Source organism: Pannonibacter carbonis (assembly GCF_003012935.1).
Taxonomy (GTDB): domain Bacteria; phylum Pseudomonadota; class Alphaproteobacteria; order Rhizobiales; family Stappiaceae; genus Pannonibacter; species Pannonibacter carbonis.
On sequence record NZ_PUDR01000002.1, the window covers coordinates 61,294 to 75,895 of the forward strand.

9 protein-coding genes are annotated in these 14,602 nt (G+C 63.0%); 2 read left to right on the forward strand and 7 right to left on the reverse strand.

Annotation, left to right across the window (positions count from 1 at the left end):
• Positions 1-23 precede the first annotated feature (23 nt).
• The gene (locus C8348_RS02560; RefSeq protein ID WP_106751713.1) at positions 24-962 is read left to right on the forward strand and encodes a histone deacetylase family protein; all 939 of its coding nucleotides are present in this window, start codon (positions 24-26) and stop codon (positions 960-962) included.
• Between the two features lie 5 nt (positions 963-967).
• Here the strand turns inward: C8348_RS02560 and C8348_RS02565 are convergent, their stop codons facing one another.
• The 7 genes from C8348_RS02565 to C8348_RS02595 all read right to left on the reverse strand — a co-directional run bounded on the left by C8348_RS02565 (position 968) and on the right by C8348_RS02595 (position 9,853).
• On the reverse strand, positions 968-1,237 hold the full coding sequence (locus C8348_RS02565; RefSeq protein WP_106751714.1) for a DUF6460 domain-containing protein: 270 nt from the start codon (positions 1,235-1,237) through the stop codon (positions 968-970).
• Between the two features lie 96 nt (positions 1,238-1,333).
• Positions 1,334-2,404, reverse strand: coding sequence for a helix-turn-helix transcriptional regulator (locus C8348_RS02570; RefSeq protein ID WP_208983494.1), 1,071 nt, complete (start codon positions 2,402-2,404; stop codon positions 1,334-1,336).
• A 768-nt stretch (positions 2,405-3,172) separates the two neighbouring features.
• Positions 3,173-5,392 (reverse strand): FAD-dependent oxidoreductase, encoded by a 2,220-nt coding sequence (locus C8348_RS02575; protein WP_106751716.1) that lies wholly within the window; start codon positions 5,390-5,392, stop codon positions 3,173-3,175.
• Positions 5,393-5,416: 24 nt separating this feature from the next.
• Positions 5,417-6,625, reverse strand: a complete 1,209-nt coding sequence (locus tag C8348_RS02580; RefSeq protein ID WP_106751717.1) for an acetyl-CoA C-acetyltransferase — start codon at positions 6,623-6,625, stop codon at positions 5,417-5,419.
• A 26-nt stretch (positions 6,626-6,651) separates the two neighbouring features.
• The gene (locus C8348_RS02585; RefSeq protein ID WP_106751718.1) at positions 6,652-7,290 is read right to left on the reverse strand and encodes a glutathione S-transferase family protein; all 639 of its coding nucleotides are present in this window, start codon (positions 7,288-7,290) and stop codon (positions 6,652-6,654) included.
• 77 nt (positions 7,291-7,367) lie between these two features.
• Positions 7,368-9,158: an acyl-CoA dehydrogenase C-terminal domain-containing protein gene (locus tag C8348_RS02590; RefSeq protein ID WP_106751719.1), complete on the reverse strand. Its 1,791-nt coding sequence runs from the start codon at positions 9,156-9,158 to the stop codon at positions 7,368-7,370.
• Between the two features lie 233 nt (positions 9,159-9,391).
• Positions 9,392-9,853 (reverse strand): MerR family transcriptional regulator, encoded by a 462-nt coding sequence (locus C8348_RS02595; RefSeq protein WP_106751720.1) that lies wholly within the window; start codon positions 9,851-9,853, stop codon positions 9,392-9,394.
• A gap of 375 nt (positions 9,854-10,228) precedes the next feature.
• Between C8348_RS02595 and C8348_RS02600 the strand changes: the two genes are divergently transcribed.
• Positions 10,229-14,500 (forward strand): peptidoglycan-binding protein, encoded by a 4,272-nt coding sequence (locus C8348_RS02600; RefSeq protein ID WP_157950361.1) that lies wholly within the window; start codon positions 10,229-10,231, stop codon positions 14,498-14,500.
• Positions 14,501-14,602: the final 102 nt, after the last annotated feature.

The following is a 14,602-nucleotide window of genomic DNA, read 5'->3' on the forward strand; positions in this document are numbered from 1 at the left end:
GGCCGGGCACGCAGGTTGATCTGATGTTCGCTGAAGCCGCTGTTCCGATCGTTCATCACCCGGCCTATTGCGCCGAGTTGCCGGAGGGCCACCGGTTTCCGATGAACAAGTTCCGCCGCGTGGCCGAGTTGGCGTTGGCGGAGGGGCTGGTACCGCGGGGCCGGTTCCACCGGCCACGTCCGGCACCTGCGGAATGGGTCGCACTGGCGCATGACCGTGCTTATGTCGATCAGGTGTTCGCGGCTGACGTTCCCCCGCTGATCGCCCGGGAAATCGGCTTTCCGATGACGGAGAGTGTGGCCCTGCGCGGCCGTTGCGCCACCGGCGGCACGGTGCTGACCGGCTATCTCGCGCTTGAACACGGCCTTGCCTGCAACACGGCCGGCGGCAGCCATCACGCGCGCCGGGCGCATGGGGCAGGGTTCTGCGTTTTCAACGATGTTGCGGTTGCCATTCGCGTAATGCAGGCCGATGGCGTCATCCGCCGAGCGCTGGTCGTCGACCTCGACGTGCACCAGGGCGACGGAACGGCTGACATCTTTTCCGGTGACCCGGATGTCTTCACCTTCTCGGTGCATTCCGAAAAGAACTATCCCGTCCGCAAGGTGCCGTCCTCGCTCGATGTCGGGCTGGCCGACGGAATCGAAGACGCGGCTTATCTGGAGGCGCTGGCCGCGGCCCTGCCTGGTATTCTGGAATCTGCCCGTCCCGATATCGTCTTCTACAACGCCGGCGTAGATCCGTTTGCCGGTGACAAGCTTGGGCGGCTGGCACTTTCGCGCGACGGGCTTCGCCGCCGCGACGAGTACGTCATCGGATTGGTCAGGCAGGCGGGTATTCCGCTGGCCGGCGTGCTCGGTGGCGGCTATTCGGCGGATATTGACGAACTGGCTGACCGGCATCTGACATTGCTGCGCGCCGCCATTGCGGTCCAGTCCGGTCTGGCCGGGCAGCCTGACTGACCCTGTCAGCGGCGCGCGGCAAACACGCGGCTGAGGATCCAAAGCGGCACGACGATGACGGCTCCGAGGACCAGATACTGCCCCACCTGTTCGATCGCTGAAAAGCCCATGTTCCAGAGCTTGCGGATGAACGCGAACAACAGGTCGACCAGACCCAGCGGGTCGAGGTCGAGCGCAGACAGGATCACGCCGACAACCAGTGACAGGAAAATCAGGCGGACGGCAACGCGCAGCGGCGTATCGCCCAGGAACCGGCTCAGTCCATCACCCGACATGTCTTGCTCCATCGCTGCGTGGCACTCTCGGTTCCCTAGATAAGGGATCGCAAGACAATGTGCATCCCCGGTGCTGTCGGGGGAGTGGAGTTTCCCTCAGGCGGATGTCCGTTTCAGGGCGTCACCCGTGCCGTGGCTGCCGGTGAGGCGTACGGTCTTCGGCGGCACGCCATACCACGCTTTCACCGCCCTCGAGAAAGCGGAAAGCTCCGAGAATCCCAGAAGGAAGGCGATTTCCTTCATCGGCAGCGACGTGTCTTTCAGATAGCGCGCGGCCATGTTGCGGCGGATCGTTTCCGTCAGCTTGCGGAAAGACGTGCCTTCGGCCTCAAGCAACCGCTGCAGCGAGCGCTGTGACATGCCGAGATCTGCTGCGATGTGTTCCAGCGACACAGTGCCGGACTTCAACGCCTCGTTGATGCGCTCTGCCACCCGTGTCAGTGGCTCGTTGCGGCCGCTGTATTCTTCCATTTCCCGGATCGCGGCCTGCTCGACAATGGCGTAGAGATTTGCCTCGCTGCGCGGGGTTGGGCGCGGCAGATAGTGTTTGGGAATGTAGATGCGATCATGATGCCGGCCGAACAGAAGTCGGGCGCCGTGTCGGCGCTGGAAGTCGGAGGTGCGCCGTGGAGCGGGCTGGGAAATCTCGATGATCAGACCTGCGGTCGGGTCCTGGATTGCAAATTCGATGCGGCCGGCTGCCCATGCCACCCGTTCGTAGGTGCTTTGGATCCTGGGCAATCCGCAATCGGGCACATGCCATTCGAGGATCCCGTATTCAGGTTCCTCGGTGAAGGTCAGCCGGTAGAAGTTGGTGCGCAGCGGCAAGAAGCGCGACCAGTTCATCAAGCCGGTCGCCAAGCTTGGGGCGCACATCCCGACATAGTCAAATGTTGAAAACAAGCCGAGGGGGAGAGACGAGGCAATATCGAGCATAATGCCATCGTCATTGGAGGCCTGCGCCACGTGCTCGAACATCATGATTGCGGTTCGATAGTCAACGGTCGCCGCCGGACAATGCGGCTGATCCGCCCGCACGCCATAGTGTCTTGCAATCGCCGCCCAATCGAGGCGCTTCATCTTGCAGGCGATTTCCAGCGCTTGCAGCGTATCTGCACGGCACCAGTCGTCCTGTAGCCGCCGTGTCCCTCGGGTGTGCTCCAACACGTTCCTGCCCTCCCTGCAAGAGGTTTGGACGAGTGTTCTATAGACGCCGCCCTGGCGCAATAGGTCAAAGTTGTGTCGGCTTTGCCGCCAATCTATTTATTTTGGCACGTTTAGTTAAATATACGGCTGATTGTGACAACGACAGCGGCACGGAAAAGCGGCATATAACCGGATGAAAGACGTTATTGCCGCTGCGTCATGTCTGGCGGACCGGGCGGACTCCGCTATGTTCGTGTGCAGTGCGGGTCAGCCTGCCCCAGTTGGCAAGTCCATATTGGTGCATCTTTTGCAGCAGTTTCGCTTCGTTTTCGAGAATACGTGGCCCCATCACGAACGAACAATGCCGAAAACAATGTGAGACTATCTGCCGGCATGTTGAGCATGCACGGAAGAGCCCCTCGATCTCAATCGGCGGGGCTTTTCCTTTTCGCAGGGCACAAATCTAATCCGAGCTTGTTCTGCTCTGCAAGAACATGCCGATTCAAAGCGGACGGTCGCATTTGATTAAACAGCTGATGTGCTTTTTGTTCACGCAGTTGTGAAAAAGATCAATGAGAGCACTGCTGTGGAAAACTTCAAATCGCTTTCGATGAGAGAGGCGGCGGCCTCAATTTATTCCGCTATTCTGAAGCAAATTACTTTTGGTTGAATGTTTTTCCAATTCAATTTTGGATTTTATTTGCCAATGCAGCCGCGCTCATGAACACAAAGAGAAGGAGCGCAGCCGTGTGACTGCGCTCCTCCATTTCTCACTCAGACAAGCTTGCCTCAGGCAGCTTCGATTGCCGAGATGGCCTCGCCCTGCGGCGGGAACTTGCCGTAGAAGGTCTCGTTGTTCTTGGCCAATTCGCGCAGCAGCTTGTTCGGCTTGAAGCGCGGGCCCCACTTCTTGGTGAACTTCTTGCAAAGTTCAACGAAGGCGTGGGTGCCCATCATGTCGATGTAGCTGAGCGTGCCGCCCGTGTAAGGGGCGAACCCGAAGCCGAGGATCGAGCCGACATCGGCCTCGCGGACGTCCGTCAGGCACTTTTCTTCAAAGATGCGGGCGGTTTCGAGGGCCTGCATCACCAGAAGACGCTGCTTCAGCTCCTCGACATTGAAGGCGTCAGCCGGCTTCGGCTTGCCGACCACATCCGGGATCCCGGCCCAGAGGGACTTTTCCTTGCCCTTGTAGTCGTAGAAACCCTTGCCGTTCTTGCGGCCGAAGCGCTCGCGCTTGACCACCATCTCTTCGAGGATGTTGTCCAGCGGGCCTTCAACGTAGTTGACGCCAAGGTCCTTGCGGGTGGCCGAGACGATCTTCCAGGCCAGATCCAGCGCCACTTCGTCGCCAAGCGACAGCGGTCCGACCGGCATGCCGGCCATCTTGCCCGCGTTCTCGATCATGGCCGCCGGTACGCCGTCTGCCAGCATCATGAGGCCTTCTCGCACATAGGTCATGACGACGCGCGAGGTGTAGAAGCCACGGCTGTCGTTGACGACAATCGGGGTCTTCTTGATGGCCTTGATGTAGTCCAGCGCCATGGCCAGCGCCTTGTCCGAGGTCTTCTTGCCCAGGATCACCTCGACCAGCATCATCTTGTCGACGGGCGAGAAGAAGTGGATGCCGATGAAGTTCTTCGGGCGGGACGAGGCTTCTGCCAGCGAGGAAATCGGCAGCGTCGAGGTGTTCGACGCATAGATCGCCTTGGCTTTCAGCGCAGCTTCGGCCTTTTCGGTGACGACGCGCTTGACCTCACGGTCCTCGAACACGGCCTCGATGACGAGGTCGCAGTCGGCCAGCTGGTCATAGTCCGGCGTTGCGTTGATGCGCGCCAGCAGCTTTTCCTTGTCCTCGGCGGTTGCCTGGCCGCGCGAGACGGACTTGCTCATCAGCTCGTCCGAATGCGCCTTGCCCTTGTCGGCAGCGGCCTGGTCACGGTCGATCAGCACGACATCAATGCCGGCCTTGGCCGTGACATAGGCAATGCCCGCGCCCATGAAGCCCGCGCCGATGACGCCGATCTTCTTGATCTTGTTCGGCTTCACGTCGGCCGGACGGCGCGCGCCCTTGTTCAGCTCCTGCATGGAGACGAACAGCGAGCGGATCATGTTTGCTGCTTCCGGTGTCTGCAGCACATGCGCGAAGTAACGGCTCTCGACCTGCAGGGCGAGGTCCATCGGCAGCTGCAGGCCTTCGAACACGGACTTCAGCAGGCCGCGAATGCCCGGATAGTTGTCCTGGGTCTCACGACGATAGATGGCGTTGGCGGCCGGCCAGAACTGGAACCCGGCCGGGGAGTAGACCGGGCCGTTCGGCAGCTTGAAGCCCTTCTCGTCCCAGGGCTTCACCGGCTTCACGCCCGCCTTGAGCATCTTCTTGGCCGTCTCGACCAGCTTCTTGGCCGGTGCGGTCTCGTCGATGAGTTTCATCGACTTGGCCTTGTCGGCGCGCAGGGTCTGGCCCTGCATCAGGAAGGTGAGGCCAGCCTGGGCGTCGGTCATGCGCATGACGCGCTGCGTGCCGCCGGCGCCCGGGAACAGGCCCACCTTCACTTCCGGCAGGCCGAGCTTGAAGCTGTCATCTTCGACGCCAACGCGGGCATGGCAGGCCAGCGCCAGTTCGGTGCCGCCGCCCATGCAGGTGCCGTTGATCGCAGCGACGAACGGCTTCCCGCAGGTCTCGAGCTTGCGGTAGATCAGCGTCAGCCGGCGCGAGCCTTCAAACAGCGTCTTGGCTGCGGCTTCCGCATCCTTGCGGCGCTCCTTGTGGAAGCCCTTCAACAGGCCGTCGAGCATGGTGAGGTCAGCACCGCCCGAGAACGCGGCCTTGCCGGAGGTGATCACGGCGCCCTTGATGGCCGCATCGGCCACCACGTCCGCGATGATCTTGTCGAGGTCGTCCATCACCGAGATGTCGATGACGTTCATCGACTTTTCCGGCATGTCCCAGGTGATGAGGGCGATGCCATCAGCATCGGTTTCAAGGGTGAAGTTCGTGTAAGCCATTGTGGTTCTCCCCGAGGACAGCCGTCAGACGCGCTCGATGATCGTCGCCGTGCCCATGCCGGCGCCGATGCAGAGGGTGACGAGGGCGGTGTGGAGGTCGCGGCGCTCCAGTTCATCGAGCACCGTGCCGAGGATCATGGCGCCGGTGGCACCAAGCGGGTGGCCGAGCGCGATGGCTCCGCCATTGACGTTGACCACCGACGGGTCAAGGTCGAAGGCCTGCCGGAAGCGCAGCACCACCGAGGCGAAGGCTTCGTTGATCTCGAACAGGTCGATGTCCTTGAGGGTCATGCCGGCATTGCGCAGCAGCTTTTCGGTCACGTCGACCGGGCCGGTCAGCATCAGCGCCGGTTCGGAGCCGATGTTGGCAAAGGCCTTGATGCGCGCGCGGGGCTTCAGCCCGGCCGATTTGCCGGCCTTGCGCGAGCCGATCAGCACGCCTGCAGCGCCATCGACGATACCCGACGAGTTGCCGGCGTGATGCACGTGGGTGATGCGCTCCAGTTCCGGATGCGCCTGGACGGCGACCGCGTCAAAGCCGCCCATCGCCCCCATCATCTCGAAGGATGCGCCGAGTGCGGCGAGAGACTGCATGTCGGTGCCCGGACGCATGTGCTCGTCCTTGGCCAGGATGGTGATGCCGTTGACATCCTTCACCGGGACGACGGACTTGGCGAAGTAGCCCTTGTCCCAGGAGTGCGCTGCGCGCTTCTGGCTTTCGACGGCGTAGCTGTCGCAGTCATCGCGGGTGAAGCCGTACTTGGAGGCGATCAGGTCCGCCGACACGCCCTGCGGCATGAAATAAGAGGGCAGTGCCACCTGCGGATCGACCGGCCATGCGCCACCGGATGCGCCGATGCCGACGCGGCTCATGCTCTCGACACCGCCGGCGATCACCAGCTGGTGCTGGCCGGACATGACCTGGCCTGCGGCCATGTTGACCGCGTCGAGGCCAGAGGCGCAGAAGCGGTTGATCTGGATGCCGGGCACCGAATTGTCGTAGCCGGCAGCAAAGACGGCTGCGCGGGCAACGTCGCCGCCTGCTTCACCCACCGGGTCGACGCAGCCCAGGATGACGTCATCGACGAGCTTGGTGTCGAGTTCGTTGCGGTCGCGGATGGCTTCGAGGGCGACGGCGGCGAGGCGGACTGCGGTCACCTCATGCAGCGATCCGTCCTTCTTGCCGCGTCCGCGCGGGGTGCGCACGTGGTCAAATACATAAGCCTCAGGCATGGAATCCTCCTGAATGTCGTGGTTGGTCAGGCAGACGCGGGCAGCGGATGGCCCGGCATCAGCGCATAGGGGGGAGCCCAGCCAGGCTGGGCACGAAGCCGGTCAAGCCAGCGGGACATGTTGGGATAGGCGGCAAGGTCGATCCCGATTTCGTCGGGCCAGAACAGATAGCCGCACAGGGACAGATCGGCCGTTGTCAGCCGGTCGGCGACCACGAAATCGCGGCCAGTCAGGTGCTTGTCGAGGATGGCAAAGGCCGACTTGGCCCGGGCCTCGAAAAAGGCAGTAACCGGTGTTTCCCCGGTCTTTGCGAATTGCCGCTGGTAGCGCAGCGTCGCCGCGTAGCTGCTGAGCTTGTGGTTGTCGAAAAGGACCCAGCGCAGGATTTCCCGGGCTTCCTCCTCGGTGCGGGCACCGAACTCGCCAAGCTCCTCGGCAAGGTAGTCGAGAATGACGCCGGACTGCACCAGCTTGAGGCCGTTATGCTCCAGCACGGGCACTTCGCCCATCTCGTTGACGGTCTCGCGGAACTCCGGCGACCGGGTGGCTCCGTTGAAAAAGTCGACGAACCGCGGCTCCCAGTCTGCCCCGGCCAGCTGGAGCATCAGGGCGACCTTGTAGGAATAGCCCGATTGGGCAAAGCAATGCAGCACATACTCGGCCATGCGTTCCTCCCGTCATGGCATGACACCACAGGCGTGTGATCAAGGTGTGGCCCGGCGGTTGCGCCGGGCTAACCGGATCAGAATGCCTCGGCAGGCAGGCTCATCATGGTGTCTGCACCGGTCGAGATGCGGGCAAGATGCGCGGCCGTTTCCGGCAAGGTGCGCTCCATAAAGAAGCGGCCGAAGACCAGCTTGGCCTCATAGCGCTCCTTGTCCTCACCGGCCGCGATCTTGTCCTGAGCGGCCTTGGCGATCTGGGCCCACATGTAGGCGAGTGCGACCAGACCAAAGAGGTGCATGTAGTCGACCGAGCCAGCGCCGGCGTTGTCGGGCTTTGCCATGGCGTTCTGCATGAACCACATGGTCGCGGCCTGCAGGTCGTCATGTGCCTTCTTCAGCGGCTTGGTGAAGGGGGCGAGCGCCTCGTTTTCCTTGTTGGCCTTCAGGAAGTCGCCAACCTCGGCAAAGAAGGTCATCACGGCGCGGCCACCGTTGGCCGGCAGCTTGCGGCCGACAAGGTCAAGCGCCTGAATGCCGTTGGCACCTTCATAGATCATGGCGATGCGGGCATCGCGCACGAACTGCTCCATGCCCCATTCGGCAATGTAGCCATGGCCGCCATAGAGCTGCTGGGCGTTGACCGCGTTGGCAAAGCCAACATCGGTGAGGACGCCCTTCAGCACCGGGGTCATCAGGCCCATCAGGTCGTCTGCACGGGTCCGGTCTGCCTCGTTGTCCGAGCGATGCGACACGTCGCCCTGCAGCGCGGTCCACAACACCAGCGCGCGGGCCGCCTCGTTGAACGAACGGATCGACATCAGCACGCGGCGCACGTCCGGATGCACGATGATCGGATCGGCGGCCTTGTCTGCGGCCTTCGGACCGGTCAGGGCGCGGCCCTGGATGCGGTCCTTGGCGTAGACGACGGCGTTCTGATAGGCCACTTCCGACTGCGCGAGGCCCTGCACGGCCACGCCAAGACGGGCCTCGTTCATCATGGTGAACATGGCACGCAGGCCCTTGTTCTCCTCGCCGACGAGCCAGCCGGTCGCCCCGTCATAGTTCATGACGCAGGTGGCGTTGGCGTGGATGCCCATCTTGTGCTCGATCGAGCCGCAGGAGACGCCGTTGCGAGCGCCGAGCGACCCGTCGCCATTGACCATGAATTTCGGCACGACAAACAGCGAGATGCCCTTCACGCCCTCCGGTGCGCCCTCGATGCGGGCCAGCACCAGATGGATGATGTTCTCCGCCATGTCGTGTTCACCGGCCGAGATGAAGATCTTGGTGCCGGAAATCTTGTAGCTGCCATCGGCCTGCGGTGCAGCCTTGGTGCGGATGAGGCCCAGATCGGTGCCGCAATGCGGCTCGGTCAGGTTCATCGTGCCGGTCCAGGTACCGGCCACCATGTTGGGCAGGTAGGTCGCCTTCAGCGCGTCGGTGCCATGCAGCGTCAGCGCAGCCACGGCGCCGGCGGTCAGGCCCGGGTACATGGCAAAGGCCATGTTGGCGGAGGACAGATATTCGGCCATGACCATGGCCAGCGTGTGCGGCAGGCCCTGGCCGCCGTGATCGGGGTGAACCGACAGGCCGCCCCAGCCGCCTTCACAATAGGCGTCATAGGCTTCCTTGAAGCCCTTCGGGGGCGTGACGCTGCCGTCGTCGTGACGGACGCAGCCGGCCTGGTCACCGCTCTGGTTCAGAGGCTGGATCACCTCCTCGCAGAACTTCGCGCCTTCCCGCAGGATGGCTTCAACCAGATCGGGCGATGCATCGGCAAAGCCCGGCAGGTTGCTGTAGCGTTCGTAGCCGAACACATCCTTGAGTAGAAACAGTGTGTCCTCGACGGGGGCACGGTAGGTCGGCATAAATTCCTCCCAGAACGAAACCGCATAATCACGACTTGACGTTTCCGTAAACGTCAACTGCCGCCTTTATATACGCGCCATTCCCGGGCGGACAAGTCGTGTCCTTGCGGAAGGTACGCCTGATTCTTTATAAAATGAACAAAAGTCGCAGGCCCTAACGCACAAAACCGGAGCGCGTGCCCCGGTTTTGCGTGATTTTCGATCAATTTGCGGCCGTGCCGCGCGCGTCAGGGTTACTCGCCCTCGGCTTCCTTGTGCTTCAGCATCCCGGACACGATCTCGACCGTGCGGGAAAGCTCCTCGATCGCCTGGTCGATATCCTTGCGCTGGTTGACCAGAACGGCAATCTGCTCGCTGAATCGCGACAGGGCGACCCGAAGTTGCGTGACCTGTCCGTCGCGCAGGTCATAAAGATCCAGCATGTCGCGGATCTCGCTGAGCGAAAAACCGACGCGCTTGCCCATGACAACCAGCTTCAGGCGTGCGCGGTCGCGGCGCGTGTAGACGCGGTTGAGGCCATCGCGCTTCGGGTTCAGCAGGCCCCGGTCTTCATAGAAGCGCAGGGTGCGCAGGGTGCAGCCGAATTCCTTGGCGAGGTCGCCAATGGTGAAGTGGGTCTTCTTCGTGCTGTCGTCCGCAGCAGCCACGACATCGACAATCTCTGTGTTGTTCCGGAGGGATAGTGCTTCGCTCATGTCCTGTTCCTGCTCGCATGCCCTGCATTGGCAGCTGATCCGTGCGCCCGGTCAGGTGCGGTGGGCGGCTTGCGCGGTGTCGCTACACCGGGAGGGGTGTGGCACGCCGTTCTCTGACTGAACGCCATACCTTACGCTAAGGGAATGGTCCACACCTCCCATGCGCCTTTTTTCGTGATTCGGCATTTTGGGGTGTCTGGCAAACAAGCGGTTAAGACAAATTCGCAAGCTGCGACCGGAATTAACGCGCTGTTTACCCTACCGCGACAAAGATTCACCCATTGCTTCGGTGCCATTGTTTTTCCAGTTCCGGGACCGCGCAACTCGCAAGTTTGTTGTCAAAGGTCAGAACGACCGCAAGTCCAGGTCCAGCCCATGTCGTCTTGGAATATCCGCAGAGCAGGAAGCGGCGGCGATGAGATGTCGCGTGGCGGGCGTGGCCGGGGCTACGCCGGACAGCGCGACCACGACGATTCCTATGATGACGAGTATGAGGACGACTTGCCGGTATCCGCACGTTCGCTCCGCCGCGAACCGCCGCGCGAGCGAGTGGAGCGTCTGACGCGAACGGCAACAACCGCCTCGGACTATCGGCGGAATGACGGTCATCACGGCGCCGAGCATGAGCTTGATGCCGTGGCCGACGAACTCGACCGGCTGATGGGCGACCGCCATCGGTCGCGTCGCCGGGATCGCTCTGACGTCGAGCCCCGACCGGAGCGTCGCAATGAACGCCGTCAGGAGCCGGATTTCGAGCGTGAGGCAGCCCCGCGCGGGCGGCGCATTGGTGCGGTCATGGAGGCGCTTGAGCGGTTAGACCAACGCGTCGGCGATCTGTCGGAGCGCACGGTTTCGCCCCGCGCCGCGACGGAGACGCGCCGTGGCCACAGCCGGCTTCCGGCTGAAGATGCCTATGATTATGACGACGACCAGGAAGATGAACTGGATGTGTATGACGCACCGCGCTCCAGGTCACCTGAAACGCGGCGAGCCGAGCCACGTCGGGCGGCACGTCCCGTTCGCAGCCGCTACGAAGAAGATGATGATATCGGACATCAGCCGACGCGCCGCTCCCGTCGCCGGATGGACACGAATGAAGAGGTAAGCCGCGCCGCAGCTGACCTGCGTTCCCGCCGCGATGCGCTCGACCGGATTGCCGAACCGGATCTTGATACCCTCGATGACTATCCGATGGAGCGCCCACGCCCGCGCCGCAGCCGTGAGGCCGAGGCACCATCGCGCCAGATCTACAACGACTTGTCGCGCCGGATCGACGCGCTGCGCAAGCCGCATCAGGAAACCCTTGATGTGGTGCGCCGGGAAATCGGCGCCTTGCGGGAAACCCTGCAGGCCTGGCCCGACCGGGATCGCGGCCGCGAGGAACGCGATCGCCAGGAGATGCGTCGTCTGTCGGAGGTCGTCGAACGCTTGCGGGTTGACCGCACCGATGACCGCCAGGCCCGCGAACTGCGCGCCGAGATCGCGGACCTGCGCAATCTCGTCAGCACCACCAATGTCGACGGCACGCTGAAGACGCTCGAGATGGGCTATGCCCATATTGTTCAGCGGCTTGATGAGTTGTCCCGGTCCTCTGTGGATCCGCGTGCGGTCAAGAGCCTGGCAGTGCGGCTGATGGAGATCGAGGATGGCCTGTCCGCGCTGCCCCGCTCCGAGCATCTGCTGGTTCTGGAAGGGCGCATCGGCGACATTTCCGAGCGGGTAGATACCCTGTTGCGCGCCCATAGCCGGTTCGACATGGAACCGCTGCGCCAGGAACTGAAGGATGTCCGCCGCATTGTTGAACAGGTCGATATTGGCCGTGTTGTCGGCGGGATCGACGACCGGATGCGCTTTGTTGCCGACCGGCTCGATGAACTGGAACTGCTGGCGCGCGAGCAGCGTGGTCTCGACAGCCGTCTCAGTGCGATGGAGGAACGTCTTCCTGATGCGGACAGCCTTGACCGGCTGAACGGGCGTCTGGAAGAGATTTTCGGGATGCTCTCGCGCGGTGAGTGCGGGTCCGGCGAGGACGAGGCCCGGTTCGGCAAGGTCGATAACCGGCTGGACGAAATCATGGACCGGCTTGCCTCCATGGAACGGGGCAAAGGCCAGCAGCATCCCGCGATGGACGCCGCTTTCGCCGGGCTGGAGACACGGCTTCAGGGCATTCACAGCAAGATCGAATCCCTTGAGGAGCGCGCAACGCGCCCGATCTCCGTTGAGCTGGGCGAAGGTGCTGGCGTCGAGGCGGAGTTGCTTGCACAGCTTGAACGCCAGGTCGGTGACCTGTCACGCCGTCTTACCGAACCGCGTGATCATGTCACCAACCAGGATATCGAGGCGCTGCGTCGTGAAATCGTCGACATGCGCGCTGCCGTGCAGACGCCGGCCCCTGCGGTGATGGCGCTGGAACGGCGCATCAGCGATCTGGCCGAGGCGGTCAACCGTGGCAGCGAGACCATGGACGACCGCCGTCTCGATCTGATCACCGACAAGATCGGCGCGCTGGCCGGGCAGATTGAATCGGCCGAGAGCCGTCTGGCGGGCGTCGACGGGATCGAGAAGGCGTTGCTGCGCATCGAGGAAGGGCTTCGGGCGACCCGCGCTGAAGTCGCGGATGTGGCCAGCGAGGCCGCGCGCCGGGCCGTGCGCGATCATGTTCCCGATGTGAGGGAATATGACGATGCAATTGGCGACTTGCGCGATGACCTGAAGCGGCTTCTCGATGCCGCACAGGGCAGCGAAAGCCGGACGCGCAACACGTTCGAAGGCGTTCAGTCGATCCTGTCCGGGATCACCGACCGGCTTGATTCCATCGAGCGCAGCGGGGCGACCCGTCCCTCGACACGGGCTATGGATGAGCCGCGCGGCAGGGGGCCTCTGCCGGGGCTCCCCTTGAGCGCCGAGGGCCGCGAGCGGCCAAAGGAACGTGCCCGCGACCGCAAGGCGGATTTCATTGCCGCTGCCCGCCGCGCGGCACAGGCCGCCTCCGTTGAGGTTCAGCAGGCGCGAGCTGAAGAACTTAGGGACACCGACGAGGACGCGTCATCGGCCAACTGGTTCCGCCGAGCCTTTACCCGTTCAAAGCCGACCGGGACAGACGATGCCCTGGAACTCGGCACGGATCCGGAAATCAAACCCGCTAAGCGGTCCCGCCCTGCACCGGAAGAAATTTCGGCGATCAGCCGGGATGACCGTCCAGCTCCCGAGAGCACAGGCGGCGGTCTGCTGAGCGGCGGACGCAAGCGCGCGATTCTGTTTGCGGCCGCAGCTGTCGTGCTGGCCATCGGCACCCTGCAAATTTTCCGTCTGGCCGGCAGCGGTGATACGACCGCCGCGCTGGACGCTGCAGACAACGAGGCGCCGCAGGTTGCCGAGACGCCTGTCGATGGCGCTGCGACCCAGCCTGTGCTTGAACTCCAGGAAACGGATGTCGTTGAGGTCCCGGCAACTGGTCAGCCGGGGGACGTCTCCGCGCAGCAGATGATCGCGGCTGACACCAGTGCAGGGCAACTTGATGCCACCGCGCAGGGGCCGGATGTTCCGTTGATGCCGGGTCCCCTGGCAACTCAATCACCGCTTGTCACACCGAGCGCGCCCGATGCCTTGCCGCCGGCCTTGGCTTTTTCGCCCCCCGCCATTTCCGGCAAGTTTGGCGATACACCCTTTGTCAATGGCGCGGCGCCGGTGTTGCCGTCCAACCCGACGACACTCGCCTCAGCGCCGTCTTCATTGCAGCCCAACCCGGTCGCTCCCGTTGCACCAGGGGCGACGCTTGAAAACCTGCCACCTGAAGCAATTGGTCCCATGGCGCTGCGCAGTGCTGCCGCAGCGGGCAATGCTGCTGCAGAGTTCCAGATCGGTGTGAACTACACCGAAGGCAAGGGCGTGGATTCGGATCTCGCTGAAGCGGCCAAATGGTACGAAAAGGCCGCAGCCAAGGGGCTGGCCCCCGCCCAGTACCGGCTTGCAAGCCTTTATGAAAAAGGTCGCGGCGTTCCCAAGGATCTGGCGAAGGCGCGGGAGTGGTACGTCAAGGCGGCCGAGGCGGGCAACGCCAAGGCGATGCACAACCTGGCTGTGCTTTATGCCGAGGGTGCGGAAGGCGCGCCCAACTTCACGGAAGCAGCCCGCTGGTTCAAGTCGGCTGCCGAGCATGGTGTCCCGGACAGTCTCTTCAACCTCGGCATCCTGCACGCACGTGGCCTGGGCGTGCCCAAGGATCTGCCCGAGAGCTACAAGTGGTTCGCAATTGCAGCGAAGCAAGGCGACGGCGAAGCGGCCAAGAAACGCGACGACATCGCCAACATGATGGACCAGACCCAGCTTGCCGCCGGGCGTCTGGCGGTGGACACATTCGCCTTGCTGGAGCCGCAGCCGGAGGCAAACACCGTGGTGCTGGATCCGGCCTGGGACATGGCGGCTGCCATTCCCGCCACGAACGCGTCGGTCCTGCAGGGTGCGGATATGGTCCAGCAGGCCCAGGGGTTGCTGAAGACACTCGGCTTCTATTCGGGCTCGATTGATGGACAGATGGGACCGAAGACGCGGCAGGCGATCGAAGAATTCCAGCGCAGTGCGAAGATGCCGGTGACCGGCGTGGTCAGCCCCGATCTCGTCAAGGCGCTGCTCGGACGGTCAATTTGACCGGTTGGGATAGTCGACGGTTGACAGGGCGGCGAAAGCAGCTCTTTTAGCAACATTTCACGGGTGGCGGCGGGTGCCGCCGCCATAACGCCGGTATAAGCC